This window comes from Rhizobium sp. NFR12 (genome assembly GCF_900108545.1).
Lineage (GTDB): Bacteria > Pseudomonadota > Alphaproteobacteria > Rhizobiales > Rhizobiaceae > Neorhizobium > Neorhizobium soli.
In genome coordinates this window covers 1,396,222-1,421,649 of sequence record NZ_FNWM01000001.1, presented here as the reverse complement: position 1 = coordinate 1,421,649, position 25,428 = coordinate 1,396,222, and the positions used below count along the sequence as shown (strand labels likewise).

Here is a 25,428-nt window from a genome sequence, read left to right as displayed (position 1 = left end):
ACCGATAATAGCATTCGGATTGATTGGGGGGATTGCTATGGATGCCACGTCTTGGACTGGGCTGCTGGATAGCCCCTTCTCAAAATTTTCGTTTTTGAGCGGCTTGTTTTCGAGCATTGACTGGATAGCTCTCGTCATCGCCCTGCTTGGCCCGCTCCTCATCTTCGCAGCTCGAAACGAAGTGCGCTTGCGCCGGCTGCGACAGATCCAGGATTTCTACGTCAACTTCAGCAGTGAAAAAGGCAGTGCCTCAAACACCGCAGCTTCGCGGCTCGGGACCAATCCATCCTTCGAATTCGTCCGCTCGAAATACACGGCCGATCTGGTTTTTCCGGAGAAGGACAAATTCGATGCACTCCCGGAAGCGGACAAGCTGCGGCAGTTTATCAGTCTCGCGGCAAAGGGCCGCGTGACATTCGCGTATCGTCTGTTCCTGTCGTCGCTGGGGTTTGTCCTTCTCAGTTATATCGGCTTCCACATCTTCATTTCCGCGATCTGCTGCGGGCTGCAGATCTCCGTTCAGTGCCCTGTGCCCGGTCTCGTCGGCGGTGACACCTCCTCGAAGCTTATCGTGATCGGTTCGCTCGCCTTTATCGGCGCCTACATTTCTTCGGCCCGGACCCTTCTTGCCCGCCTCGCTGTGTTCGATCTTTCGTCGACCACATTTCTGAGGATCACCATCGAAAGCCTGGCATCGGTTCTCTTTGCGGCCATCCTGTTTGCAGCCTTTCCGGACCCGCTCGGCGGCATCGGACGTGTTCTGACTGGCGGGGCAACCTCAGGTGCCGAAACCACGGGCCAATCCTTGCCGCTCACATGGATAGCACTCGCGCCGATGCTCGGGCTGCTCCCGCAGAGCTCGACCAAGTTCCTCTTCGTCAAGCTCCAGCAGATCTTCACCTGGGTCAAGGTGAGCGACGACCGGTTCGTGTCCATCACCCCGATCGTGTCGCTCGATGTGATCAACGGCATCGACTACGAGATCCGGTTCCGGCTTGAAGACTGCGGCATCTACGACATCCAGAACCTTGCCACCTACAACCCCATCCTCCTTCACGTCGAAACGCCGTTCGGGATCTATCAGTGCATCGACTGGGTCGCCCAGGCGCAGCTCTGTCATATCGTCGGCCTCGAGCGGTTCCTGGCTTTGCGGGAGTTAAACATTCGGACGATCTTCGACCTCGAACGCGCCATCGACAGCGTCGATTCTCCGGAAGAATTCGACGACATCTACATGAGCATCCTCATGTCGCCGACCAGCAACCTGCGCAGGCTGGCTGACATCGCGAAAATGAATTTCATGATCATGGACGGTACGAATGCCCGCCCGGTCTCGGTGGACGAATACGCCAAGTGGGCCCGGGAGCGGGTCAGCAGCGAGCCGAAACTGATCACGAAAGCCGCCGAACATCTGATGACATGGATTTCGGACGATCTGCACGTCCGCCGCCTGCGTCGGTTGTGGAACGACATTGCTGACAGCCTCGAGCCAGGATCCTCCTACTTCCGGGATTCCAAGCGCAATCCCCAGAACAAAAAGCAGGAAACGTAAGATCCAGCATCGGATACTGTCTAGGCATTGAGCTCCCCCCGTTCATCATCGGAGCAGCCACATCAACTTCCATCTTCTCATCTCCGTGCCGAACGGCTAAACCAACTTCGAAATGGAGGTGGCGATGGGGCCGCAGCGCTATATTCTCACCCAGGCCTATAACAATGCCTGGGCCAATCACCGGCTGCTCAAAGCCTGTGCCCTGCTGTCGGCTGAGGACGTTGACGCGCCGCGGCAAAGCTTCTTCCCGTCGATCATCCACACGCTCAACCACATCCTCACGGTGGACTGGCTTTACGTCGGTGCGCTCGAAGGGCACTGTCCCGGCGCTTCGGCCTTCGAGCCGCAGATACCCTTCCCCGCTTTCGCCGATCTCGACCGGGAACAGCGCGCCGTCGATCGTCGCCTGATCGATCACTGTCGTGGCATGAGCGAGGCCGATCTTGCCGGTGAAGTCCGCATCCCGCGCAAAAGCCATGTCCAGGTGGAGCGAGCCGATCGAATTCTGCTGCACCTCTTCCAGCACCAGATCCATCATCGCGGCCAGGTGCATGCGATGCTGTCTTCCACCCCTGTTCCCCCACCGCAGCTCGACGAGTTCTTTCCGTCGGACCCGCAGGAACAGGCATTGCGCGCAAAAGACTTCGCCGAACTCGGCTTTACCGAATCCATGATCTGGAGTGACTGACCCATGCTGTATTTCGTTCTCAAGACCCTGCACCTCATCTCCGACTTCCTGCTGATCGGCGGCATGCTGGTGAACGCCTTCGTCATCTCCATGGTGCCCCCGACAATCCGGGTCGGCGTCATCCAGTCGCTGCGCAAATACGACCGCACCGTCACGACCGCAGCCCTTGCCGGCGCATGGATTTTCGGCCTCTGGCTGGCGATCGGCTATGTCGGCTTTTCGGGTGGCTGGCTGCACGCCAAGTTCGTGCTGGTCATCCTGCTCTCCGCGCTGCACGGCATGCAGGGGGCGGCCATGCGCAAGATGGCGGCCGATCCGAAACGCGATCCGAACGCCTTCGTGCGTCTCGGCATGCCAATCATCATGATCTGTCTCGTGCTGATCGTGGCGCTCGCCGTGATCAAGCCGTTCTGATCAGAAGAAAGACCCTGCTCTGCACGACGGTATCACCGAACCAATTTCCAACGCGCCGCAGCCGGCGGGTGGAGCGTCGTGACAGGTCAGCTAGTTAGGCTGGCGAGCGCTTTGCCCTTCCCGTCGGCCTTGCTTTGTTCTAATCCTCGCATCACAGCAATTCAGGGAGTTCCGGCATGGCGAAAGTGGCATTCATCGGTCTTGGCGTTATGGGTTTCCCCATGGCAGGCCACCTGAAGGAAAAGGGCGGCCACGACGTCACCGTCTATAACCGCACCGCGTCCAAAGCTGCCGAGTGGGCAAAGAAGTTCGGCGGAGCCACCGGTGCAACGCCAGCCGAAGCGGCAAAAGATGCCGATTTTGTCTTCATCTGCGTCGGCAACGACGACGATCTGCGCCAGGTGACCACAGGTGAGGACGGCGTTCTCTCTGGCATGAAATCCGGCGCGATCCTGATCGACAACACGACGGCGAGCGCCGAAGTCGCCCGTGAACTGGAGACAGCCGCCATCGAGAAAGCCATCGGCTTTATCGATGCACCGGTTTCCGGCGGCCAGGCGGGTGCCGAAGGCGGCGTGTTGACTGTCATGTGCGGCGGCGATCAGAAAACCTTCGACACGGCAAAGCCTGTGATCGAGGCCTATGCCCGCATGGTCGGCCTGATGGGTCCGGTCGGCAGCGGCCAGCTGACCAAGATGATGAACCAGATCTGCATTGCCGGCGTCGTCCAGGGCCTGGCGGAAGCCGTGCATTTCGGCAAGCAGGCAGGCCTCGACATCGAGACCGTCGTCGGCGTCATCTCCAAGGGAGCTGCCGGATCCTGGCAGATGGAAAACCGCCACAAGACGATGGACCAGGGCAAATACGACTTCGGCTTTGCCGTCGACTGGATGCGCAAAGATCTCGATATCGTCCTCACCGAAGCCCGTCGCAACGGCGCAAACCTGCCAATGACCGCACTGGTCGACCAGTTCTATGCTGAAGTGCAGGCGATGGGCGGCAAGCGTTGGGACACGTCTTCGTTGCTGGCAAGGCTGGAGCGGAAGTAATTTATCGATACGACAGTAGTCGTGGCGACGGCCCGTTGACATTGGCCGTTGCTCTATCCTTAGCTAGAGCAGACTGGTGCAAACCCGGACTCGCGGTTACATCGGCATTATGCCACGACGGTGAGCCTGACGCGTGGTGGATGTCCTTGAGACGCCCCATGGGTAGAGGGTATTTTGGAGGACCAAGGTCAGCCGGATTGGTGAATATTTATGGCGCATGACTTTCAGGACGACATAGACGCAGTCCAGCGTATCGGTGCCGTACCAACGATCCTTGATGTTGTCTGTCGCGCGACCGGGATGGGATATGCGGCAGTGGTTCGCGTCACGGAGGATCGGTGGGTTGCCTGCCAGGTTCTCGACAACATCCATTTCGGCCTCCCGGCCGGAGGCGAACTGCCGGTCGAAACGACGCTCTGCCACGAAGTCCGGCAATCGCGCGACGTTATCGTCATCGACAACGTCGCCGAAGACCCTGTTTACTTCCAGCATCAAACCCCGAAGCTCTACGGATTGAAGAGCTACATTTCCATGCCTATCATCCTGCCGGATGGCCGTTATTTCGGAACCCTGTGCGCCATAGATCCCAAGCCGGCAGCGCTCAACAATCCGCTGGTGATTGGAACATTCAAGCTGTTTGCCGAACTGATTGCCTACCATCTGGAAGCCGACGAGAAGCTCGATCGGGCCAATGCAAGTCTGCTCGATGCGGAAGCGACGGCTCGGTTGCGGGAACAGTTCATCGCAGTCCTCGGCCACGATCTTCGAAATCCCCTTGCGTCGCTCGACGGCGGCATCAACATCCTGCAGCGCGAAGCGCAAAGCGAGCGGTCTACCAGGGTGCTCAACATGATGCGCGGCAGTATCCTGCGCATGTCCGGCCTGATCGATAACGTCATGGATTTCGCCCGCGGAAGGCTTGGTGGCGGTCTGGGTCTACGCAGGGAAGCAGATCGTCCGCTTGGCCCCACACTGATGCAGGTCGTCTCGGAAATCTGCTCTGCCCATCCAGAGCGGCAGATTGACGTCGAGATAGACCTGCCGGGCCTGTTCGATGTCGACCATGACCGCCTTGCGCAGATGTTCTCCAACCTTCTGGGCAACGCGATCACCCACGGCTCTACAGAACATCCGATCCGCATTCTGGGAACGGTCGAAGGGGACGAACTGAAACTGGAAATCGCCAATGCCGGAACCGCGATCACCGGCAAGGCGATCGAAAAACTGTTCCAGCCCTTCAGCCGCAGCGATGCGGGCACCCATGATCAGGGTCTAGGCCTTGGCCTCTACATCGCGTCGCAGATCGCCAAGGCGCATGGCGGCCATATCGATGTCACCTCTGATGATACCCAGACGGTGTTCACCTTCCGCATGCCGGCAATCGTGCCGGAAAGCTGATCAGGAACCGCGTTCACTGAAGCGAACGCGGTTCCCAGTATCAGGAGCGATCATTCAGCCCGTCGAGCAGCGCCTTGTGGAACCGGTCCGGATCCTGGATCTGCGGGGAATGGCCGAGATCGTCGAACTCCACCAGCTTCGCCCCGGGGATCGATTCCGCCGCCTGCTTGCCGAGCTTGGTATAATCGCCGAGCGATGCGGCGATCGCCTTGCTGGCGCGGTTAGCGCCCGGAGCCGTCTTGTCCGTCGTGCCGATGATGAGCAGGGTCGGCGTTTTCACCTGCTCGAACTCGTGGACAACAGGCTGGGTAAAGACCATGTCGGAGGTCAGCGCCTGGTTCCAGGCCACCTGATCTCCTCCCTCGCCCGCAGACATGCCGGCGCTCATCTCCACCCACTTGTCATAGTCCGGCTTCCACTGGCCGGAATAATAGAACTTCTGTTGATAGGCCTTGATGCTCTCGAAGCTGGTCTTCTTTTCGCCCGCATAGGCCGCCGCGATCGACTGGTAGGGCACGCCCTTCGCCTTCCAGTCTTCGAGACCGATCGGGTTCACCAGAACCAGCTGCTCGGTAAAGTCCGGATACATCAGCGCAAACCGCGTCGCCAGCATGCCGCCCATCGAATGACCAACCACCGTCGCCTTGTCGATACCGCGCGCGTCGAGCAGCGCCTTGGTGTTTTGCGCCAGTTGCTGGAAGCTGAATTGATACGCGGCCGGCTTGCTCGACTTGCAGAAACCGATCTGGTCGGGTGCGATCACCCTGTAACCGGCGCCCGTCAGCCGACCGATCGTCGCCTCCCAGGTTGCCGCACAGAAATTCTTGCCGTGCAGAAGCACCACGGTGCGCCCGTTCGGCGTCTCAGGGGCGATATCCATGAAGACCATTTCCAGCGGCTGGCTGTCGCCTGCGGCCGCGGCATCCGGCCTCTGCCCCGCCACGCTGAAGACTTCAGTCTTGAACGGATACTCGAAGCCTTCAAGCCTCGGACCATAGGTCGGGTGCTCCGAGGACACGCCTTGCGCGGCGCCGAGGCCCGGCAGGGCTAAGGCAGCAGCAACGACAACGATAGAACGTAGGAATGGCGTGGGCATCAGGTCTCCTTGAGGCTCGCGCCCGGCACATGGCATGCACCGGGTCACACGCTCAAGGTAGGTCCGGCCTCATTAAGGGCAATCGAAAATAACAGCCCTGTGAAGCGCCTTGACCATCAGTCGCTGTCGCCGGACTTCTGATTGTCGAGCAACATATAGTCGAGCGGCAGTTCAGTCGTGTACTTGATCTGCTCCATCGCGAAGACGGACGACACGTCACGGATCTCGATCTTGGCGATGAGGCGCTTGTAGAACGCGTCATAGGCAGCAATGTCGGGCACGACCACGCGCAGGAGGTAATCGACGTCGCCGCTCATGCGGTAGAATTCAACCACTTCGGGGAAATCCACCACCACTTCGGAAAACCGCTTTAGCCATTCGATCGAGTGGCTTGCGGTGCGGATGGAGACAAACACCGTGACCTTGGTATTGACCTTGACCGGATCGAGAAGCGCCACGCGACGGCGGATCACGCCGTCCTCTTCCATCTTCTGGATGCGCCGCCAGCACGGAGTCGTCGACAGTCCGACCTTCTTTGCGAGATCTGCAACGGCGAGCGTGGAGTCTTCTTGCAGTATGCGCAGAATCTTGCGGTCCAGGCGGTCCATCAAACGTCCTTTCGAAATGATTTTCCGTTATATACCCCATTATCGCACAGTTAAGCGAAATTTGTTCCCCGCACCAAGCTATCCACATGATGCCGAAGCGCTGGAATAACCTCTGCCTCGAACCACGGATTCTTGCGCAGCCAACCGCTATTGCGCCAGCTCGGATGCGGAAGCGGAAGAACGCGCGGGCCCTCATTGGCGAGGAAATACTGCCGCCAGTTCATGACCGTTTCCGTCATGCTCGGCTTGCGCTGCGACCCGAGATGCCATGCACTCGCATACTGCCCGATCACGAGGATCGTATCGATCTGCGGCATCGCCGCCATCACTTGGGCGCGCCAGGCCGGCGCACATTCCTTGCGCGGCGGCAGGTCGCTGCCCTTCGCGTCATAGCCCGGAAAACAGAAACCCATCGGCACGATCGCAAGGCGCCGCGCATCGTAGAACTCCTCGCGCGTCACGTCCATCCAGTCCCGCAGGCGGTTGCCCGAGGCATCGTTGAACGGCAGACCGCTCTCGTGAACCCTCAAGCCCGGCGCCTGCCCGGCGATCAGCAACCGGGCGGTGGCAGACAGCACGGCAACCGGCCGCGGCTCGTGCGGCAGCCGGTCCGCTTCGCCTTTCAGCGGATGATCGCGACAGATGCGACACTGCGCGATCGAGGCCGCGAGAGACGCGATGCCAGCCGGATCGCCATTCACCACGAAACCGCAGCCTTCAGCCGGTCGAACAGCTCGCCTACGCGATCGACAATCGCCGTTGTGCCCTCGTCGTCATCCATCGCCCCCTTCGCCGCCCGGTAAGCTTTCGGCCTCTCGAACGGTCCGGCCCAGATCCCCTCGCCTGCACCCTTCGCGGCCGCCTCCTCGCGTCCGTAACCACCGGATGCCACAGCCATTCCCTGGCGCACCATCTCGCCGTTAATGTCGAGGTCGCCGCGGCGGCAGGAGACCAGAACACGCCGGTAGCGATCGCGCGCGTCGCCGCGGCACTCGGTCATGGAACTCGCTGCAAGCTTCGACAAGGCTTCGCGAGCCGCATCGCCGCAGGCCCACTCTGTGCCCTTGCCATCGCCACAGGTCTGGCCAGCCTCCGGCGCATCGATATCGACAAGCCGAAGCCGCTCAGCACCGGCGGCCAGCGTGTCGCCATCGATCGCAAAAAACGGACCGTTGATCGCGCTTCCCTGGCCGATATCGAGCTTGGCGATGATCAGCGAGCCCAGGAAGATGAACGCCGCCAGGAACACGGCGTCGCGGCCTATTTTAACGATACGGGTCACATTTGAGCCTTACAACAAAACGGAAGCTTCACGGAAATGGCAAACAAATCCTTTCCCGGCAGCATCTTCTTAAGGTTTGCGGATTAGCCTCTCAAGTACCCCGGGGATATCAGTTTACAGGCCCAGTACACAGCCTATGAGTAGCGGCGTCAGCACATCAACCGACAAGAATATCGTCGATCGCACGCGCAGCCACCGCAACAAGGCTGTCTCGAAGGCTGTCCGTGCGACCCGTGATCGACTGCAGTCGTCGTCCAATGGCAATTTTGCGTTTGATCGCGATATGCTCTCCATCCATATCGGCTCCGGTTTGCAGGCGGCATTGATGACGCCGCTCGTTGTTGCTGTCGTCACCGCCATCGGCTTCTATCTCAATCCGGATATCCACATCTTCGCCTGGGCGCTGCTGATGCTGTGCCTGCACGCGATCAACGTGCTTCTGGCACGCCGTGCGAGCAAGGTGGAGATAACGGCTGCCGACACCAGGAAATGGCGTAGACGCCTTCTGACGGGACATATCCTGCTCGGCTGCGGCTGGGGTGTCTTCGCGCTTCAGGGCTGCTCCACCTGCGCTGGCGACAGCTTCTATTTCTACAAGGGCGCGGTGCTTCTGTTTGCGGTGTCCTACACCGCCATGAGCACGTTCATGCTGCGCCAGAGCGTTCTCTACGGCTTCGTGCCGATGATTGCGGCGCTTCTCAGCATCGCCATCCTGTCGGGTCAGGTCCTCGATATCGGCCTTACCGCCATGTGTGCGACGGCCGTCGTGTTTTTCCATTACGTCGCCGAGCGCCTCTACCGCTCCAACCTGACGCTGATGTCCTATCAGTCGGAAAAGGACGATCTGATCGCCGAGCTCGAAGTGGCAAAGTCCATGTCTGACGAGGCTCGCCGCCGTGCAGAAGAAGCCAATCTGGCAAAATCCCGCTTTCTTGCCTCGATGTCGCACGAGCTTCGCACCCCGCTCAACGCTATCCTCGGCTTCTCGGAAGTGATGAGTTCCGAGGTCCTGGGCCCGCTTGCCAATCCGACCTACCGGGAATATTCCGGCGACATCCACCGCTCTGGCCAGCACCTCCTGAACCTCATTAACGAGATCCTCGACCTGTCGCGCATCGAAGCGGGCCGCTACGATCTGACGGAGGACTCGCTGTCGCTTCTCGAAGTGGCGGAAGATTGCATCGGCATGGTCCAACTGCGGGCCCGGGCGAAAAGCATCACCATCCGCGACCAGTTCGAAAAGCACATGCCGCAGGTCTGGGCCGACGAGAAGTCGATGCGCCAAGTCATGCTCAATCTTCTCTCCAACGCGGTCAAGTTCACGCCCCAGGGTGGCGAAATCACTGTCAAGGTGGGCTGGACCGCCGGCGGCGGCCAGTATGTGGCGATCAAGGATAACGGACCGGGCATTCCGGAAGAGGAAATCCCGATCGTACTCTCCGCCTTCGGTCAAGGATCGATTGCCATCAAGAACGCCGAACAGGGAACGGGCCTCGGCCTGCCGATCGTCCAGGCGATCCTTGCCAAGCACGACGGCCAGTTCATCCTGCGCTCGAAGCTGCGTGAAGGCACCGAAGCCATCGCCATCCTGCCCTCGACCCGCATCCTCCAGAGCGTCCCCGCCATCGCCGACGCCCCCGCCATCGAGCGCCGCCGCAAGAGCTTCGCTTAACATCACGTTGCGACATCAGTCACGAGCCGGGGCACCAAATGGTCAGTTTCACAACCTCGTCCGGCAAAGTCACAGTCAACAACTGGGGCTATGAGCTACAGGGCACGAACGGCAATCCGCTCGATGCCGGTCTGCTTATCTCCGCGACCCACGATTTCCTCGTCATCGATTCAACACGCGACGGCAGCAATGCGGAGCGGTTTACCGCCGACGAGATCACCCGGATGAAGGACGGCATGGGCGGCCGCTCGGTGGTCGCGTCCTATATCTCGATCGGCGAGGCCGCGGAGTTTCGCGACTACTGGAAGACGACATGGACATCGGGCGGCGAAGCCCGCGACAAGCTGACGTCGAATGCCCCCGACTGGCTGGGTCCCGTCAACGCCGACTGGCCGGAATCGCGCAAAGTTCGCTACTGGGACAAGGACTGGCAAGATCTGATCTTCAACGACAAGAAGACCGGTGACTTCGATGCGTTCGTCAAGGCAGGCTTCGACGCCGCCTATCTCGACATCGTCGATGCCTACTATTTCTGGGGCGCCGAGGCCTCGGCCAAGGACAGGCAGCCGGGCGATCCGGCAAACACCAAGCAGGCGGCTCAGCGCATGGTGGATTTCATCGTCGCGCTGACCGAGCATGCCCGCAAAACCAACCCCGACTTTTTCGTCATTCCGCAAAACGGCGCCTTCATCATGGAGGACCTCGGCTCCGACAGCGCCCGAAAGAAGGCCTATCTCGGCGCAATCGGCGGCATCGCAGTCGAGGACGTCTATTATGGCGGCGAGGCGGATGAGAACAACAAGCTCAACCCGGACCGCGAGACGATCGATGTCCTGAAAAAGGATTTCCTCGCGAACGGCAAGCCGGTCTTCGCCGTCGATTATATCAATGGCACGGCGCGGATCGACGAATTCAACAAGCTTGCTCTGAAAGACGGGTTCATCCCATACGCCGCACCAGATCGCGATCTCGACCGCCTGGCCGCCCCCCATGACGGCGACCCGGTCTTCATCCGCCCGACCGACAAGAACGATAGCCTGCGCGGTTCGCAGCTTGCCGATACGATCGACGGTCTTGCCGGTAGCGACCGGATCGATGGACGCAACGGCAATGATCGCCTCGATGGCGGCAAAGGCAACGACACCCTGATCGGCGGATCCGGCAACGACAAGCTTTCCGGCGGGGCCGGAAACGACAAACTCTACGGCGGCGCCGGCCAGGACGCGCTCGCCGGAAGCAGCGGCGCCGATATCTTCGTGTTCGATACGAAGCTCGGCGCGTCCAATATCGACACGATCAGCGCTTTCAGTGCGAAGGACGACACCATCTGGCTGGACGACGATATCTTCACCAAAGCGGGCAAGGTCGACGATCTCCTCTCCAGTGCATTCCACACCGGCACCAAAGCGCACGATGCGAGCGACCGGATCATCTACGACAAGCTGACGGGCAAGCTGTTCTACGACGCTGACGGCACCGGCAAGACCGCCGCCGTGCAATTTGCCCAACTCGACAAGAACCTCAGCCTCACCGCCTCCGATTTCGACATCATCGGCTGAGTTATAGCGCCGTCAGGCCGACATCCAGATCTGCCTCACCACCACATAGAGCGCAAACAGGCCGTTGGCGCAGAGCAGACAGAACACGGCGAAGGAGCCGAGATCCTTCGCGTGCCGCCCGACGACGGAAATCTCCGGCGACACCCGGTCGACCAGTTCCTCGATTGCCGTGTTCAGCGCTTCCACGCAAAACAGCACCAGCATCAGGATGACGTAGATGAAATAGTCGGCAAAGCCGGCGCCGGCGACCGCGAAGATGACGATCCCGATCAGGAACGCATAGACTTCCTGCCGGAACGCCGCCTCAAGCCACAGCCGTGAAAACCCCTGCATCGAATACCGGAAGGAAGCGATGATCCTGCGAAAGGTCGCCGCCTTTTCGATATTGCTGTCCAGCGGCGTCTTTTCCATCCAGGGACTAGTCCTTGTTGCTGACGCCAGCCTGCTCGAAGGTCGCCATGCCGGTGTGACACGCGGCCGCCGCCTTGACGATACCGGCCGCGAGTGCCGCACCGGTACCCTCGCCCAGCCGCATGCCGAGCGCCAGAAGCGGCGTCTTGCCGAGCTTCTCGATGGCCTTCAGATGCCCCGGCTCACCAGAGACATGGCCGATCAGGCAGTGGTCGATCGCCGACGGATTGGCCGCCTTCAAGATAGCGGCCGCAGCCGTCACCACATAACCATCGAGCAGAACGGGGATCTTCTCCATCCGCGCCGCGAGGATAGCGCCAGCAATCGCCGCGAGCTCACGTCCGCCGAGGCGACGCAGCACTTCCAGCGGATCCGACAGATGCTCCTTATGGAACTCCACCGCCTGCTTCACCACGGCCACCTTGCGGGCCAGAAGCTCGCCATGCGAACCGGTCCCGGGACCAACCCAGTCTTCCGCTTCGCCGCCGTAGAGCGCCAGATTGATCGCGGCCGCAACCGTGGTGTTGCCAATCCCCATTTCGCCGATGCACAGAAGATCCGTGCCGCCGGCAATCGCCTCCATGCCGAATGCCATCGTCGCCGCACAGTCGCGCTCGGACAGTGCCGCTTCGGTGGCGATGTCGCCGGTCGGATAATCCAGCGCCAGATCGAAGATCTTGAGGCCTAGATCATGCGTGACGCAGATCTGGTTGATCGCCGCACCGCCAGCCGCAAAATTCTCGACCATCTGCTGCGTCACGGACGAGGGAAACGGCGTAATCCCGTGTCTGGTGACGCCGTGATTGCCGGCAAAGATCGCCACCAGCGGCCGCGTCACGCTCGGCGCCCGCCCAGACCAGGCCGCCAGCCAATAGGCGATCTCCTCAAGACGTCCCAGCGAGCCCGCCGGCTTTGTCAGTTGCGCGTCGCGTTCGCGGGCCGCCACCAATGCCCTTGCATCGGGGCCGGGAAGGTTCTGCATCAGGGTGCGGAAATCGTCGAACGGCAGGCCGGTCATGCTCATGGAAAACTCTCTTCGGTCTTTTCGGGCGGTATCGTCTTCTGACGCTGGATCGGGTAGGGATTGATCATTCAGCAAATCATACTTTATGCGCCATCTCATAATCGGCTATCAGCGACGCGACAAGGTCAGGTCGAACGGGACAAGGCCAAAAAGGCTGCTGCCGAAAAGGCCATTCTCAAAACAGGCCTCGCAAAGCCAGGAGAGAAAAACTGCTATACGCAAACCACTTCGTTGCAGATCTCGCCCGCTCGGTAGGGTTCCTCAGCCGCCTGCCCGTGCCGGATCGCTTCTTTGCCGGCTATGATGGCACCGTCTCACGCGCCGTGCGCGCCTTTCCGGTCGCCGGATTGCTGATCGCGTTTCTTCCCGCTCTCCTTCTCCTGAGCCTCTGCAGCATCCAGTCAACCGCTGGAGATACGCTCCTGCCGGTTCTGATCGCTCTCGCACTGATCACCCTCCTGACCGGCGCGCTGCACGAAGACGGCCTTGCCGATGCCGCCGACGGTCTTGGCGGCGGACGCGATGCAGATCATGCGCTCCTCATCATGAAGGACAGCCGCATCGGCTCCTACGGCGTCGTCGCGCTTAGTCTATCCTTCGGCCTGCGTGCCGCAGCACTGGCCGGCATTGCGCGGCTTTCGCCGGAAGCGGCGGCTCTTGCCCTTCTCGCCAGCGCCGCCGTCAGCCGCGCACTGCTGGTTGCCCATTGGCGCGCCCTGCCCCCCGCGCGAAACAACGGTGTCGCAGCCGGTGCCGGAATGCCCGATGACAACGCCCGCAATCTCGCGCTCTTGATCGGCGCTGCCTCCGGCCTCGTCATGCTCATCCCCGGTTTCGGGCTGCTGCATGCGCTGATCGCGCTTGGCCTCTCTGCCGCCGCCGCATGGGGCTTCACCCGCTACGTGGCGAAGAAACTCGGAGGGCATACCGGCGATACGATCGGCGCCACACAACAACTCTGCGAGATCGCTCTGTTATCTGCCCTTGCTCTCGGCCTTTGAACCCACGATATGAACGCGATGATTTCGCCTTGCACACTCATATGTTCGATCGACCTGAAAACAGGCTTTTGCGTCGGCTGCGGACGCACCGGTGACGAGATCGCCGGATGGACCGGTTTCACCGATGAAGAGCGCATCGATCTGATGGACCTGCTGCCGACACGTCTCGATACGGTCGACCCCGGCAAGCTCCGGGAAGTCAGTCGCAGGAGAACCTCAGACGCCAAGATCAGGAAGGAAACAAGCACCGCATGAACGGCTTAACCGTTGTCCTCCTCATCCTCGGTGCCGGCCTGGCGCTACTCGTCTACAACCATGACAGCGGCCGCACATTCGGCATGGCCAACGAGGATTTCGGCAGCCTCGTCTATCTGATCCCGATCGCCGCACTCTTATCCGCCGGCGTCCTGCAGGGCCGCCGCGGCAACCTCGGAACCGTTGCCCGCCAGCTTGCCATCTGGCTCGTCATCATCATGGCGCTGGTCGCGGCCTATCTCTACCGAAACGATTTCAGCAGCTTTGGTGCCCGCATGACGGCAGGGCTGATGCCGGGCACCGCGGTCGTCACCACATCCAGCGACGGCAGCAGCGAAGTTGTCATCCACAAGACGCTCGGAGACCACTTCCAGGCCAATGTCGGCGTCGACGGCAAGGTCCTGCCGATGCTGGTCGACACCGGCGCAAGCAGCATCGTATTGACCTACGAAGATGCCCGCCGGATCGGCCTTGATCCAGCTGCGCTCAGCTATTCGGTAACGGTCATGACCGCCAACGGCCGCGCCCAGGCAGCGCCGGTCCGCCTGAACGAAGTCTCCATCGGCCCGATCGTTAGACGCGATGTCCGCGCCATGGTGGCGGAAGAAGGCAGGCTCGACGAAAGCCTTCTCGGCATGACCTTCCTCTCCACACTCAGCTCGATGCAGATGCAGTCCGATGAGCTGAGGCTGAAGGATTAGCGGCTTCCGCTGCCAAATCTACTCGGCAGCGACCAAGGACACCGCCGCAAGAGGCGGCATCGCGCGGACCGGATCGCCCTTGCTGCGATAATGGCTCGGCGGATCGCCGATCACGCGTTTGAAGGCGCGGCTGAACGAGGCCTCGGCGTCATAGCCCAGCCGCTCGGCCACCATCGCCACGCGCATCCCGTCCTTCAGCCACAGCCGGGCCTGGTGCATCCGTACCCTTGCCACATACCGCGCCGGCGTTTCGCCGACGACGCGCGCGAACCGTTCTGCGAAGCCGGAGCGGGAGATGCCCATCAGCCGCGCCAGTTCCACATTGTTCCAGTCGCGTTCCGGCTGAAGATGGATGGCCGCGAGCACCCGGCCGACATCGGGGCTCCGGACGGCTGCAATCCAACCGCGCGTCTCGCCGCAACCGTGTTCCACCCAGGTGCGGATCATCGTCGCCATCAGCACGTCAGCCAATCGTGCCAGAATGCCACCGGCACCGACTCGGTCCATATCCACTTCGCGCGTCATCGCCTCGAGGAGATGCGGAATGGCCGGGTCATCCTTGGCGAGATCACTGGTCAGCATCGTCTCCGGCATCATCTGCAAAAGCGGATGCAGCCGGTCGACGTTGAAGCGCAGGGAGCCGCTGAACACCAGCGTGCCGCCACTCTCGGCCGTATTGCGGCATTTCAGATCATAAATACCGGTGCAGACTTCCTTGCGGCCGTAGTGTTCGAACGGCAAGGTCGGCGCATCGGCAGCGCTCGCCAGAACATGCGCCTCTCCCCGCGGGATCAGCACCGCATCGCCGGTTTTCAACTCCTGCCAGTTGCCGGTTTCGGTCTTGATGATCGCCCGGCCGCATTTGATGAAATGAAACCGCGCGGCATCCTGCGCCGGAAACGCCGTTCCCCACGGCTCGGCCAGACGGCAGCGACCGTAGTCGACCCCATCAAGGCGAAGCCCCCGCAACATTTCGGTCAGCGGATCGGACGTAAGGTCAGATGTCAGTTTAGACGAATGATCAAGCATATCGGATTATCTAGCATGGAACATCCGGCGAGTGAAGCCTATCCAGGGCGCATCATTCAGTCAGGAGTCTACACCAATGGATATGAGCGTCCAACGAGCCACGTCGCCGCAGGCCGACGACACACCCGCACGCTGGGGAGCTGTCATATCGTTGACGCTTGGCGTCTTCGGCCTTGTTACCGCGGAATTCCTGCCCGTCAGCCTGCTGACGCCGCTGTCGGCAGATCTTGGCGTCGGCACCGGCGTTGCCGGCCAGTCGATCACGACGACCGCGGTCATTGCAGCCATCGCCGGCCCCGGCGTCATCATCGGCACCCGCAATATCGACCGGCGCTGGACGGTTCTCGCCCTGACCACGCTTCTGATCATCTCGAGCCTGCTGGCGGCGGTCGCCAACCACATCGTCATGCTGCTGGCCGCCCGTGTCCTGCTCGGCATCGGCCTTGGCGGGTTCTGGGCCATGTCGGCAGCACTTGCCATGCGCCTCGTGCCGCCGGCCCGCATGCCGCGCGCCATGGCCATCATCATGGCCGGCGTCTCGCTCGCCACCGTCTGCGCTGCCCCGCTCGGCGCCTGGCTGGGTTCGACGCTCGGCTGGCGTTCTGCCTTTTACCTCTCCGCAGCCGTTGGCGTGGTCGCACTGGCCGTTCAGGCCTTCACCCTGCCCGCCTTGCCGCCGACCGGCCATGCAGGTCTCGGAACGCTCGCGGCCCTGATGCGCCGTCCGGCCATCCGCACCGCACTCTTCACCATCCTCCTCTTCGTCGCAGGCCATTTCGCCGGCTTCACCTATATCCGCCCGTTCCTGGAGCGCGTGCCGAAGCTCGACGTCGAAACGATCTCGCTGATTCTGCTCGGCTACGGCATCGCAGGCTTCGTCGGCAACATCCTCGGCGGCATTGTCTCGGAACGCAGTGCACGTCTGTCGGTGACGATCTTCGGCAGCCTTGTCGCCGTATCGGCCCTGATACTGGCGATCGGCGGCGCATCGCTTGTCGTCTCAGCTGTCGCAATCGCCCTCTGGGGCCTCGCCTTCGGTGCATTCCCGGTCAGCATCCAGAGTTTCGTCGTGCGTCACGCCCCTGACGAGGCCGAAAGCGCCGGTGCGCTCGTGATCCCCGCCTTCCAGATCGCGATCTCCAGCGGTGCGGTCCTCGGCGGCATCCTGATCGAAACACAGGGACCGATCGCGGTGATCTCCTTCCTCGGTCTCGCCGCCCTCGCCGGCACCTCGGTCATGGCCGCCCGCGGCGAACGTCGGCGACTGTCACTGGGCTAGACAGGCCCGAACCAACGCGCAAAAGAAACGCCCGCAACAGCAATGTTGCGGGCGTTTCTGTGAGGGTCTCTTGAGTGGAGGCTGCCAGGTGCGGACCGGCTGAGCCGGTTAGTTCCGCAACCGATACCCGGTCTTGAACATCCAGCCCAACACCGACAGGCAGATCACCAGAAACAGCGCGATCATGCCGACCGAAATCATCGGATTGACGTCGGCGATTTCGTAAAAGCTCCAGCGGAAACCGCTGACCAGATAGAGCACCGGATTGAGGTGGCTGACCGCCTGCCAGAAGGGCGGCAGCATGTCGATCGAGTAGAAGCTGCCGCCGAGAAACGTCAGAGGCGGTACGACCAGCATCGGCACGACGTTCAACTGCTCAAAATTCTTCGCCCAAATGCCGATGATGAAGCCGAACAGGCTGAAGGTCACAGCCGTCAGAACCAGGAAGAGGATCATCATGAATGGATGGGCGATGCGGATCTCCACGAAGAAGGACGCGGTCGCCAGAATGATCAGGCCGATGATCAGCCCTTTGCTCGCCGCTGCCCCCACATAGCCGAGCAGCACCTCCGTCATCGCCACCGGCGCAGACAGGATCTCGTAGATCGTGCCCGTGAACTTCGGGAAGTAGATGCCGATCGAGCCGTTCGAAACGCATTGCGTCAGCAATGTCAGCATGATCAGGCCCGGCGTGATGAACGACCCGTAGGACACGCCCTCGATGGTCTGGATGCGCGAACCGATAGCCGTGCCGAACACGATGAAATAGAGCGACGTGGTGATGACTGGCGACAGCACGCTTTGCAGCAGCGTGCGGCGCATGCGGGCCATCTCGAAGAAATAGATCGATTTGACGGCTTCGAAATTCATGCCTGTTCTCCCGCTTTTTCAGCCACCAGCGCCACAAAAATATCCTCCAGCGAACTTTGCCGCGTGGAGAGATCGCGGAAATGAATGTTTTCCCGCGCAAGCGTCGCCAGAAGCGAGGCGATACTGTCCTGCGCTTCCTCGCCCTGGTAGTCGTGGATCAGCGTCGTGCGATCGTCGGACAGCGTCAGATTGTAGGAGGCAAGGCTTTCCGGCAGCGCGGAAAGCGGCGCTGCAAGCTCCAGCCGCAACTGCTTGCGGCCGAGCTTCGTCATCAGCTTTGCCTTTTCCTCCAGCAGAAGAAGGCTGCCGCCATCGATGACGCCGACCCGGTCGGCGATCTCTTCGGCCTCCTCGATATAGTGGGTGGTGAGAATGATCGTGACGCCGCTTTCGCGCAACTTTTCCACCACCAGCCACATGTCGCGGCGAAGATTGACGTCGACGCCGGCGGTCGGCTCGTCGAGGAACAGCACTTTCGGCTCATGCGACAGCGCCTTGGCAATCAGCACGCGACGCTTCATGCCGCCGGAAAGCTCGCGCAGCATGCTGTCCTTCTTCGTCCAGAGCGAGAGGTCCTTGAGGATCCCCTCGATCAGCGCAGGGTCCGGCTTGCATCCGTAGACGCCACGCGAAAAGCAGACGGTGTTCCACACGGTTTCGAACTGGTCCGTGGTGAGTTCCTGCGGCACCAGACCGATCAGCGAACGGGTCTTGCGAAAGTCCTTCACGACGTCGTAGCCGCCGACTTTGACAGTGCCGGAACTCGGGTTGACGATCCCGCAGATGATCGAGATCAGCGTCGTCTTGCCGGCGCCGTTGGGGCCGAGAAGCGCTAGGATTTCGCCCTCCTCGATATCGAGATCGACGCCCTTCAGCGCCTGAAAACCATTACCGTAGGTCTTGGTCAGCTGGCGGATGGAAACGATAGAAGTCATTGTTACTCGCTGGGAGACTTGGATGGGGAACTGAATTTCTGAATTGGCATCAGATATAGGCTCAACGCATCGCGCAACCATCCCCAGGCAGTCGAATATTGCGTTCGGATTTCGCGACCAATGGTGTCAGGCAAACACGCTCAGGAAGAACTGGATCGATATTCCCACCAGAAACAGCGCAAAACCGAATTCCAGCTGCCGCTTCGAAAGCGCGTGCGCCAGCCTTGCGCCATAGGGTGCCATCAAAAGCGTCACCGGGATCAGCAGAGCCACCGCCATCCAGTTGATGTAGCCGGTGGAAAACGGCGGCAGACCGGGCTCACCCCATCCGCCCCAGACGTAGCCGATCAGGCCCGGCAGCGAAATCAGCACGCCGACGCCGGATGATGTCGCGACGGCCTGATGGATGGAGCGGCCATAGAGGGTCATGAAGGTGTTGTTCATGACGCCGCCGCCAATGCCCATCAGGCCTGAGAGAATACCGATCCCCGTACCGACAAGGAATTTGACCGGGTTCTTGGGCAGATCGTCGCCCAGCTGCCAGCTTGCCCGGTTGAAAATCATCCGCAGCGCCAGAAGCAGCGAGATGACCGCAAAGATGATCCTGAGCTCGGTGCTGGACGACCATGCCGCGACGACGGCGGCAATCATCGTGCCGAGCGGCACAGCAATGATCCAACCCTTCAGGAGATCGATGTCGACAGCACCGGCGTTTTTCTTTCGATGCGCCATGAAGGAGCGGATCGACGTCGGCACGATGATCGCAAGCGAGGTGCCGAGCGCCAGATGCATGCGCACCGCATCGGAAATTCCCAACAGGCCGAACACGTGAAAGAAGATCGGCACCAGGATCGCACCGCCACCGATCCCGAACAGACCGGCAAGAAGTCCCGCCAGCACGCCGGCGGCCAGAAGTGCTGCGATGAAAGGCAAAAGGTCTGCCAGCGGCGGCATGAGAGGCTGCATCGTTCGTCTCCGAAGGCAGCGCTCAAAAACTGGATTCTGCATGCCGCTGTCATTTTCCCGTGACGTTCTGACAGCATGATTGCGCAGAGGCAAGCAATGGACGCCCGGTTCCAGGTTTCTGGAGTGCCGCAACACCAAGCCGGTCGGCCGTTATCACCAGATCCTTTTCAGCATTTTCTTTCGCTTGCCGCATCACCCCGCCTCAGCCAAAGGCGGGTCTCCTACCGGGAGACAGGCTTCCCCCCGCGAGCCCTCTCCATTTCGCCGGCCTCCGGGTGAAAACCCCGAGCCGGCTTTTTTTTGCGGGCTTCGGCGTCAGCAACCGTAGCGTGGACGTCAGCTACAGTAGCGCCGACCGCCCTTGCGCGGGCGCAGGTCGAAGTGGAAGTGGTTCCAGTGCTCGGCATTGCTGCCGGGTCCGAGCACCGTGTTGAAATACTTGCAGCTGTCGGTCCGCACGGATTTGAGCAGCGCGCCCTCGCGGAAGGAGAACAGCCCCTTCTTGCGCACGTTGATATCGTGACCGTTCTTCAGCACGATCGCGCCGATATCGATTGCGTTGCCCTTGGCATGTTCCGACATCGGGTTGTAGCGCTGCCGCGAATTGTTCATGCGGCGGCAGGAATAGCCACCCATCGGCTGGATCTTCTGGATGCCGGAGAGGTAGCGCAGACGCGCCGATGGCGCGAGTTCGCTCTTCACCCATTTGGCGAAGGCGAGCGTCACCTGACAGTTCAGCGTCACCGCCGGCTTGACATCGATGCCGCCGGAAAGACCTGAAAGCTTCACGGGGTAGTCGACGCCGCAGCTCGGACCGTTGGAGATCCGCGGCTGATCCCGGAACTCGACGCCCATCCGGCGCAGTTCCGCCCGGCAGCTCACTTCCGATTGCGGCATGACGTTGCGCAGAAACGGCTTGTCGGGCTCGCTCATCGGACCCGACTGGATCGTCGGATTGTTCGGACGCAGCATCGCCACCTGCTGGCTGCGAACCGGCGCACGGCTCGGCGGCGTCACGGGCGAACGGTCGCCCCAGACCTGGCTACCGCCGGCCAATCCGTCATTCATCATTTCATCGCGCGCGCCCGCGCCGGAACGCTTCGGCGGCACGATGACACGATCGTCCTCGACGTTGGAAATCGGCTGGCGTCTCGCACTCAGTGCACGCGGATTGTCGGTGCCGATACCGTCGACCACCGGCTGGTCGCCGACGCCTTCGGCGATATCGCTGTCCTGCTCTTCCGCAAGGCCCGTCACACCGCTCTCGTCCGGATCGAAGCCGAGCTCGCTATCCATGTTGACGCCCTCTTCAGGCGAGGCGGTGGGCATTCCGCCCTGCCCGAGCGGCGAGGAGGATACGGGTGGCGCCAGCGAGGCTGACTGCATCGGTTGCGGCGCGCGCAGATAATGTCCCCCGTCACCGGGAGGGCTGTTCGAGGCGACCGGAGCATTCATCATGCCAACCGAAGCGGCTGGCGAAGGACCAGCCTGATAACCGGCGTTTGTCTGGTAGGGCGACTGGGCGATCGTGTCGGGCGGCAGCGGCGCGACAGGCTGGATCGCGCCGACGCGCGTCCCGCTATCGATCGACGCAGGCGGAACGAGGTCGCTGGAAGAACAGGCGGCAAGCATGGTGGAGACCATCAGCAGCGCCAAAGCTTTGCGCATAAAAGTCTTCGGGGCCATTCGTTGGGCCTGCTTCTCGAGAAGCGCATACGCCATACCAGTTGCCACCCTCTGGTGCCGAAATCACACAAGCGCAAATTGTAGGAAGATTCGGTAAACGAAGCCTTGCCCAATCGAGGCCGTTTCATGGTCATTTCATGCAGGCAGCGCGAGCTGCCACACACTACAACTGCACCTTTGTGAAGACCATCAAATGTCCGCCGCGCGTAAAAACGCCCGCCCGCAAGCTGCGGACGGGCGCATCGACGTCAGTCACTCAGGCCGCGCGAACCCGGTCCGGTTGACGATCGTCCTTTACGGCCTCGCCATTCAGTCGGAAGGTCGAAAGCAGATGCTGCAGATGATGGCTCTGTTCGGCCAGGGTCTGGCTGGCAGCCGTCGTCTCCTCGACCATGGCGGCATTCTGCTGGGTCATCTGGTCCATGTGGTTGACGGACGCGTTGATCTCCCGAAGCCCACCCGACTGTTCGTGCGCGGTCGTTGCGATCGTCTCGACATGGGCGTTGACCTTTTCGACCAGCACGGCAATCTCCACCAGCGCATCACCGGTTGACCGCACCAGCGCGACGCCGGTCTCGACTTCGTGCACCGAGGTGCTGATCAGCGTCTTGATCTCTTTGGCAGCATTGGCCGAGCGCTGCGCCAGTTCGCGCACTTCCTGCGCAACGACTGCAAAGCCGCGACCCGCCTCACCTGCCCGTGCCGCCTCGACGCCGGCATTGAGCGCCAGAAGATTGGTCTGGAAGGCGATCTCGTCGATGACCCCGATGATCTGGCTGATGCGGCTGGACGACGCCTCGATACGGCCCATAGCATCCACCGCGCTGCGGACGATCTCGCCGGAACGGCCGGCACTTGCCTTGGTCTCGGCGACCATGACGCGTGCCTCGCGAGCCCGCTCTGCCGCAGTTCCGACTGTCGCGGTGATCTCGTCGAGTGCGGCGGCCGTCTCTTCCAGTGCCGCAGCCTGCTGCTCGGTCCGCTTGGCAAGGTTGCCGGTAGCGCCGGAAATGTCGGAAGCGCTGTCGCGCACCACATGGCCGGTTTCCGAAATTGCAGCGATGGCATTGTGAAGCGCTTCGACCGCCGCATTAAAATCGCGCCGCAGCTTCGCATAATCAGCGCCAATATCACCGAGCGAAACGGAGAGGTTGCCGGCGGCAAGTGCCTCCAGCGCCCATCCCAGCTCGCCGATCGCCCGCGCCTGTCTCTCGGCCGCAGCACCGCTGCTGCGCTCGCTTTCGGAACGCTCCGTCGCCATGGCACGCTGGTGAACGGCCTCGCGTGCCCGAAGTGCCGCACTTTCTTCGACGCTGTTGCGCAGCACTTCGACGGCACGTGCCATCTCGCCCACCTCGTTCGGATAAGCCGTGCACGGAACCGCCATGTCGGTCTCGCCGGCCGCAATCGCGGTCAGCACGCCCTTTACCTGACGGATCGGTCGGGTCACGCTTCTGACCACAAACCAGGCGCCGGCAAGCAGCAGCACCGCACCACCCGCAAACATGGCGGCAAACTTCATCGCGTCCTGGCGGAACATCGCCTGAAGGTCGTCCGTATAAACACCGGTACCGACGATCCAGCCCCAGGGCGAAAAGCCGATGACATGCGAGTATTTCTCGACCGGTTCGGCGGCACCGGGCTTTGGCCAGTAATAGTCGACAAAGCCTTGACCGCCTGCCTTCACCACATTGGTGAATTCCACAAACAGGAATTTCCCGTTGGGGTCCTTGTTCTGGGTCAGGTCCGATCCGTTCAGTTCCGGCTTGATCGGATGCATCACCATGGTCGGGTGCATGTCGTTGATCCAGAAATACCCCGATCCGCCGCCATAGCGCATGGCGCTGACGATGGCCTTGGCGGCTGCCTGCGCCTCGTCACGGCTCATCGTGCCAGCAGCTTCGAGACCCTGGTACTTCTTCAGGATGGCAACAGCGTTGTCGTTCATCTGGGCAAGACCCGCCTTGCGCTCCTGCTCCGACGAACGATAGCTTTGAAACAGGCTGAACACCATCGCACCACCGAGAATGACGAGCGACAGGACGACAAGGCTGTAGAGACGCCAAGAAATAGCGATACGCTGCATAGTTTCCCCCTCCAGTAAAACTGCGCGGAGCTTAGGTGAAGAGGGTTAGCAGGTCGTAAAGCATGTAAGCGGCGGAAACACTTACTCGGATTGGGTGCGCACGCATCAAAGCGGCATGTATCCAAGCCATGTTGCTGGAGCATTGCTCCAATCCAAAACAAGGGTGGGCCGGACCCGTCTTTCGCTCTAGTCTGGTCTCAACAGATACGAGACTCAGCAAGGACGTGACGAATGACCGAACAGCCGCAACCTGCCTCTCCGACCGGCGAACTGACACTGCGCACACTTGCGATGCCGGCCGACGCCAATCCAGCGGGGGATATCTTCGGCGGCTGGGTGATGGCCCAGATGGACCTTGCCAGCGGCATCCGCGCCACCGAGCGGGCCCATGGCCGCACGGTGACCGCAGCCGTGAAGGAAATGGCATTCCAGCTCCCAGTCAAGATCGGTGACACGTTGAACGTCTACACCGAGATCACCCGCGTCGGCACGAGTTCGATCACGCTGAATGTCGAAGCCTGGGCGCAGCGTGCCCGGTACCGGATGCTGGAAAAGGTAACGGCCGGGACCTTCGTCATGGTGGCGCTGGGAGACGACGGCAAGCCAAGACCCGTCCCGGCAGAATAACGGTCGGCTCGGACTGGCCCTAGTCTATGCCTTTAGCTAGCCGGTCTATCGCTGTAGATAGCCAGTTACCCCTGAAGATAGATGGAGGACCTGTCGAAGGACAGCCCGGGAAAGACGCGCGACGTCAGCTTGTCCGGCGCAATGCCGAACTGCTTGTGCAGCATGGCCGCGGCGATCTCGCGCACATCACCGGTCGGCATCAGATCCTGGCCATCCAGAAGCCTGTCCTCGGCAAGACCGGGCCAGGTCCCCATCACCTTCCCACCCGACACCGCACCGCCGGCGAGAACGGCAACGCCGCCGGTGCCGTGATCGGTTCCGCCGGTGCCGTTCTCGCGCACGGAACGTCCGAATTCCGTGACGGCCAGCACCACCGTGCGGGCCCAGGCGTCAGCACCCAATGCGTCCTTGAGCGCGACGATGGCAGCGGCAAGCTCGCCAGCCACCGATCCGAACTGGCTAGCCTGCTCCACATGCGTATCCCAGCCGTTGATCGAAAAGCTGGCAATCCGGTAGTCTTCCCGCAGCATGCCACCGGCAAGCCGCGCCATGTCGACGACGCTGCGGTTCCGCTTCTGGCGGTACCCGCCAGCCGAAAACCCCGTCCGCTTGACCTCCTCCATCGCCGCGGCAAACGGCGCGTCGGCTGCGTAGAGCCGATCGAGAAAGCCGATCTCGTCCTGCGCCATCTCCACGTCGCCCGTTCCCGGACGGATGTCGGCCTTGTTCGGCCCGCTCAGGATCAGTTCCATCGACGTATGGATGTCGAGCGCCTTGCGGCCGTCGGTGCGCGGAATGACCGCCAGCGTCCGGTTGAGCCAGCCACTCTTCTGCGATGCGTCGGTACCACCGTTTTCCAGCATTGTCTGGCCGTCGAAATGACGGCGCCCGTCGCGGTAGGGCGTCGCGACCGCGTGCACGAAGGACAGCGCATTCTCCTGCCAGAGCGGCATCAATGCCGACGCCGCCGGGTTGAGACCGAAAAATCCGTCGAGATCAACAAGTCCGGTCCCGGGCGTCAGACCGAGCGTCGGTCGCAATGCGGCGAAAGCCGCATCGCCATAGGGCTGCACCAGATCCAGGCCGTCCATCCCTCCGCGCAATATGATCGTCACGAACCGGCTTTCGCCAGGAGCAGCCGCAACGCTGAACGGTGTCAGCACGGGTGCGGCAGCGGCACAGCAGGCGCCGGCCAGAAAGCCGCGGCGGGAGAGCGAAAAGCCTGGCTTGATCGTCATCG

Annotated in this window: 25 protein-coding genes; 12 read left to right on the top strand and 13 right to left on the bottom strand. The window is 61.5% G+C overall.

Annotated features, from left to right (window positions below; genetic code table 11):
- Positions 1-103: 103 nt before the first annotated feature.
- The 5 genes from BLW69_RS06850 to BLW69_RS06830 all read left to right on the top strand — a co-directional run bounded on the left by BLW69_RS06850 (position 104) and on the right by BLW69_RS06830 (position 5,101).
- Positions 104-1,552, top strand: a complete 1,449-nt coding sequence (locus BLW69_RS06850; RefSeq protein ID WP_139283811.1) for a hypothetical protein — start codon at positions 104-106, stop codon at positions 1,550-1,552.
- A 124-nt stretch (positions 1,553-1,676) separates the two neighbouring features.
- On the top strand, positions 1,677-2,240 hold the full coding sequence (locus tag BLW69_RS06845; protein ID WP_092660777.1) for a DinB family protein: 564 nt from the start codon (positions 1,677-1,679) through the stop codon (positions 2,238-2,240).
- 3 nt (positions 2,241-2,243) lie between these two features.
- A complete protein-coding gene (locus BLW69_RS06840) occupies positions 2,244-2,654 on the top strand; it encodes a CopD family protein (protein WP_062456502.1) in 411 nt (136 codons plus the stop codon).
- A 176-nt stretch (positions 2,655-2,830) separates the two neighbouring features.
- Positions 2,831-3,703, top strand: a complete 873-nt coding sequence (locus BLW69_RS06835; RefSeq protein ID WP_092660775.1) for an NAD(P)-dependent oxidoreductase — start codon at positions 2,831-2,833, stop codon at positions 3,701-3,703.
- A 210-nt stretch (positions 3,704-3,913) separates the two neighbouring features.
- Complete coding sequence (locus BLW69_RS06830; RefSeq protein WP_092660773.1) at positions 3,914-5,101, top strand: GAF domain-containing sensor histidine kinase; 1,188 nt, start codon at positions 3,914-3,916, stop codon at positions 5,099-5,101.
- Between the two features lie 40 nt (positions 5,102-5,141).
- Here the strand turns inward: BLW69_RS06830 and BLW69_RS06825 are convergent, their stop codons facing one another.
- The 4 genes from BLW69_RS06825 to BLW69_RS06810 form a co-directional block, all read right to left on the bottom strand.
- Positions 5,142-6,197, bottom strand: a complete 1,056-nt coding sequence (locus tag BLW69_RS06825) for an alpha/beta fold hydrolase (protein WP_092660771.1) — start codon at positions 6,195-6,197, stop codon at positions 5,142-5,144.
- Between the two features lie 116 nt (positions 6,198-6,313).
- On the bottom strand, positions 6,314-6,805 hold the full coding sequence (locus tag BLW69_RS06820) for an Lrp/AsnC family transcriptional regulator (protein ID WP_062456489.1): 492 nt from the start codon (positions 6,803-6,805) through the stop codon (positions 6,314-6,316).
- A 50-nt stretch (positions 6,806-6,855) separates the two neighbouring features.
- Entirely contained in the window at positions 6,856-7,509 is a 654-nt protein-coding gene (locus BLW69_RS06815; RefSeq protein ID WP_244508756.1) for a uracil-DNA glycosylase family protein, read from the bottom strand.
- Complete coding sequence (locus tag BLW69_RS06810) at positions 7,503-8,087, bottom strand: thermonuclease family protein (protein WP_092660769.1); 585 nt, start codon at positions 8,085-8,087, stop codon at positions 7,503-7,505. Before BLW69_RS06810 ends, BLW69_RS06815 begins: the two co-directional genes overlap by 7 nt.
- A 136-nt stretch (positions 8,088-8,223) precedes the next feature.
- Here BLW69_RS06810 and BLW69_RS06805 point away from each other — a divergent pair, with 136 nt between their 5' ends.
- Positions 8,224-9,759, top strand: coding sequence for a sensor histidine kinase (locus tag BLW69_RS06805; RefSeq protein WP_092660767.1), 1,536 nt, complete (start codon positions 8,224-8,226; stop codon positions 9,757-9,759).
- A 38-nt stretch (positions 9,760-9,797) separates the two neighbouring features.
- Positions 9,798-11,318 (top strand): endo alpha-1,4 polygalactosaminidase, encoded by a 1,521-nt coding sequence (locus BLW69_RS23100; protein ID WP_092660765.1) that lies wholly within the window; start codon positions 9,798-9,800, stop codon positions 11,316-11,318.
- Positions 11,319-11,330: 12 nt separating this feature from the next.
- Here BLW69_RS23100 and BLW69_RS06795 read toward each other — a convergent pair whose 3' ends face one another.
- Positions 11,331-11,729, bottom strand: coding sequence for a diacylglycerol kinase (locus BLW69_RS06795; RefSeq protein ID WP_092660763.1), 399 nt, complete (start codon positions 11,727-11,729; stop codon positions 11,331-11,333).
- A gap of 7 nt (positions 11,730-11,736) precedes the next feature.
- Positions 11,737-12,753, bottom strand: coding sequence for a nicotinate-nucleotide--dimethylbenzimidazole phosphoribosyltransferase (cobT, locus tag BLW69_RS06790; protein ID WP_062456473.1), 1,017 nt, complete (start codon positions 12,751-12,753; stop codon positions 11,737-11,739).
- Positions 12,754-12,962: 209 nt separating this feature from the next.
- On the opposite strand from cobT, the gene cobS reads away from it, so the two are divergent.
- The 3 genes from cobS to BLW69_RS06775 are packed head-to-tail and all read left to right on the top strand — an operon-like array spanning position 12,963 to position 14,710.
- The gene (cobS, locus tag BLW69_RS06785; RefSeq protein ID WP_092660761.1) at positions 12,963-13,754 is read left to right on the top strand and encodes an adenosylcobinamide-GDP ribazoletransferase; all 792 of its coding nucleotides are present in this window, start codon (positions 12,963-12,965) and stop codon (positions 13,752-13,754) included.
- A gap of 9 nt (positions 13,755-13,763) precedes the next feature.
- A complete protein-coding gene (locus BLW69_RS06780; RefSeq protein WP_244508755.1) occupies positions 13,764-14,009 on the top strand; it encodes a DUF1289 domain-containing protein in 246 nt (81 codons plus the stop codon).
- Positions 14,006-14,710 carry a TIGR02281 family clan AA aspartic protease gene (locus BLW69_RS06775; RefSeq protein ID WP_092660759.1) on the top strand — a complete coding sequence of 235 codons (705 nt, stop codon included), beginning with the start codon at positions 14,006-14,008 and terminating at the stop codon, positions 14,708-14,710. The genes BLW69_RS06780 and BLW69_RS06775 overlap by 4 nt, the downstream gene beginning before the upstream one ends.
- 18 nt (positions 14,711-14,728) lie before the next feature.
- On the opposite strand, the gene BLW69_RS06770 is transcribed toward BLW69_RS06775, so the two are convergent.
- Positions 14,729-15,739, bottom strand: a complete 1,011-nt coding sequence (locus BLW69_RS06770) for an AraC family transcriptional regulator (RefSeq protein WP_092660757.1) — start codon at positions 15,737-15,739, stop codon at positions 14,729-14,731.
- An 82-nt stretch (positions 15,740-15,821) separates the two neighbouring features.
- Between BLW69_RS06770 and BLW69_RS06765 the strand changes: the two genes are divergently transcribed.
- Positions 15,822-17,018: an MFS transporter gene (locus BLW69_RS06765; RefSeq protein WP_244508772.1), complete on the top strand. Its 1,197-nt coding sequence runs from the start codon at positions 15,822-15,824 to the stop codon at positions 17,016-17,018.
- A gap of 108 nt (positions 17,019-17,126) precedes the next feature.
- On the opposite strand, the gene BLW69_RS06760 is transcribed toward BLW69_RS06765, so the two are convergent.
- The 5 genes from BLW69_RS06760 to BLW69_RS06740 form a co-directional block, all read right to left on the bottom strand.
- Entirely contained in the window at positions 17,127-17,888 is a 762-nt protein-coding gene (locus BLW69_RS06760) for an ABC transporter permease (RefSeq protein ID WP_092660754.1), read from the bottom strand.
- Positions 17,885-18,823, bottom strand: coding sequence for an ABC transporter ATP-binding protein (locus BLW69_RS06755; RefSeq protein WP_092660752.1), 939 nt, complete (start codon positions 18,821-18,823; stop codon positions 17,885-17,887). The genes BLW69_RS06760 and BLW69_RS06755 overlap by 4 nt, the downstream gene beginning before the upstream one ends.
- Before the next feature lie 126 nt (positions 18,824-18,949).
- A complete protein-coding gene (locus tag BLW69_RS06750) occupies positions 18,950-19,777 on the bottom strand; it encodes a sulfite exporter TauE/SafE family protein (protein ID WP_062458004.1) in 828 nt (275 codons plus the stop codon).
- 348 nt (positions 19,778-20,125) lie between these two features.
- Positions 20,126-21,475, bottom strand: a complete 1,350-nt coding sequence (locus BLW69_RS06745; protein ID WP_092660750.1) for an extensin-like domain-containing protein — start codon at positions 21,473-21,475, stop codon at positions 20,126-20,128.
- A gap of 256 nt (positions 21,476-21,731) precedes the next feature.
- Positions 21,732-23,561 (bottom strand): methyl-accepting chemotaxis protein, encoded by a 1,830-nt coding sequence (locus BLW69_RS06740; protein WP_092660748.1) that lies wholly within the window; start codon positions 23,559-23,561, stop codon positions 21,732-21,734.
- 231 nt (positions 23,562-23,792) lie between these two features.
- On the opposite strand from BLW69_RS06740, the gene BLW69_RS06735 reads away from it, so the two are divergent.
- Positions 23,793-24,188, top strand: coding sequence for an acyl-CoA thioesterase (locus BLW69_RS06735; RefSeq protein ID WP_062456448.1), 396 nt, complete (start codon positions 23,793-23,795; stop codon positions 24,186-24,188).
- Positions 24,189-24,253: 65 nt separating this feature from the next.
- Here BLW69_RS06735 and BLW69_RS06730 read toward each other — a convergent pair whose 3' ends face one another.
- Positions 24,254-25,426, bottom strand: a complete 1,173-nt coding sequence (locus tag BLW69_RS06730; protein ID WP_092660746.1) for a DUF1501 domain-containing protein — start codon at positions 25,424-25,426, stop codon at positions 24,254-24,256.
- Positions 25,427-25,428 lie beyond the last annotated feature (2 nt).

Excerpts from the sequence above, each read along its gene's own strand:
- BLW69_RS06845 (WP_092660777.1), top strand. The coding sequence starts at position 1,677 with ATGGGGCCGCAGCGCTATATTCTCACCCAGGCCTATAACAATGCCTGG.
- BLW69_RS06840 (WP_062456502.1), top strand. The coding sequence starts at position 2,244 with ATGCTGTATTTCGTTCTCAAGACCCTGCACCTCATCTCCGACTTCCTG.
- BLW69_RS06835 (WP_092660775.1), top strand. The coding sequence starts at position 2,831 with ATGGCGAAAGTGGCATTCATCGGTCTTGGCGTTATGGGTTTCCCCATG.
- BLW69_RS06830 (WP_092660773.1), top strand. The coding sequence starts at position 3,914 with ATGGCGCATGACTTTCAGGACGACATAGACGCAGTCCAGCGTATCGGT.
- BLW69_RS06825 (WP_092660771.1), bottom strand. The coding sequence starts at position 6,197 with ATGCCCACGCCATTCCTACGTTCTATCGTTGTCGTTGCTGCTGCCTTA.
- BLW69_RS06820 (WP_062456489.1), bottom strand. The coding sequence starts at position 6,805 with ATGGACCGCCTGGACCGCAAGATTCTGCGCATACTGCAAGAAGACTCC.
- BLW69_RS06805 (WP_092660767.1), top strand. The coding sequence starts at position 8,224 with ATGAGTAGCGGCGTCAGCACATCAACCGACAAGAATATCGTCGATCGC.
- BLW69_RS23100 (WP_092660765.1), top strand. The coding sequence starts at position 9,798 with ATGGTCAGTTTCACAACCTCGTCCGGCAAAGTCACAGTCAACAACTGG.
- BLW69_RS06795 (WP_092660763.1), bottom strand. The coding sequence starts at position 11,729 with ATGGAAAAGACGCCGCTGGACAGCAATATCGAAAAGGCGGCGACCTTT.
- cobT (WP_062456473.1), bottom strand. The coding sequence starts at position 12,753 with ATGAGCATGACCGGCCTGCCGTTCGACGATTTCCGCACCCTGATGCAG.
- BLW69_RS06780 (WP_244508755.1), top strand. The coding sequence starts at position 13,764 with ATGAACGCGATGATTTCGCCTTGCACACTCATATGTTCGATCGACCTG.
- BLW69_RS06775 (WP_092660759.1), top strand. The coding sequence starts at position 14,006 with ATGAACGGCTTAACCGTTGTCCTCCTCATCCTCGGTGCCGGCCTGGCG.
- BLW69_RS06770 (WP_092660757.1), bottom strand. The coding sequence starts at position 15,739 with ATGCTTGATCATTCGTCTAAACTGACATCTGACCTTACGTCCGATCCG.
- BLW69_RS06765 (WP_244508772.1), top strand. The coding sequence starts at position 15,822 with ATGAGCGTCCAACGAGCCACGTCGCCGCAGGCCGACGACACACCCGCA.
- BLW69_RS06760 (WP_092660754.1), bottom strand. The coding sequence starts at position 17,888 with ATGAATTTCGAAGCCGTCAAATCGATCTATTTCTTCGAGATGGCCCGC.
- BLW69_RS06755 (WP_092660752.1), bottom strand. The coding sequence starts at position 18,823 with ATGACTTCTATCGTTTCCATCCGCCAGCTGACCAAGACCTACGGTAAT.
- BLW69_RS06750 (WP_062458004.1), bottom strand. The coding sequence starts at position 19,777 with ATGCCGCCGCTGGCAGACCTTTTGCCTTTCATCGCAGCACTTCTGGCC.
- BLW69_RS06745 (WP_092660750.1), bottom strand. The coding sequence starts at position 21,475 with ATGGCCCCGAAGACTTTTATGCGCAAAGCTTTGGCGCTGCTGATGGTC.
- BLW69_RS06740 (WP_092660748.1), bottom strand. The coding sequence starts at position 23,561 with ATGCAGCGTATCGCTATTTCTTGGCGTCTCTACAGCCTTGTCGTCCTG.
- BLW69_RS06735 (WP_062456448.1), top strand. The coding sequence starts at position 23,793 with ATGACCGAACAGCCGCAACCTGCCTCTCCGACCGGCGAACTGACACTG.
- BLW69_RS06730 (WP_092660746.1), bottom strand. The coding sequence starts at position 25,426 with ATGACGATCAAGCCAGGCTTTTCGCTCTCCCGCCGCGGCTTTCTGGCC.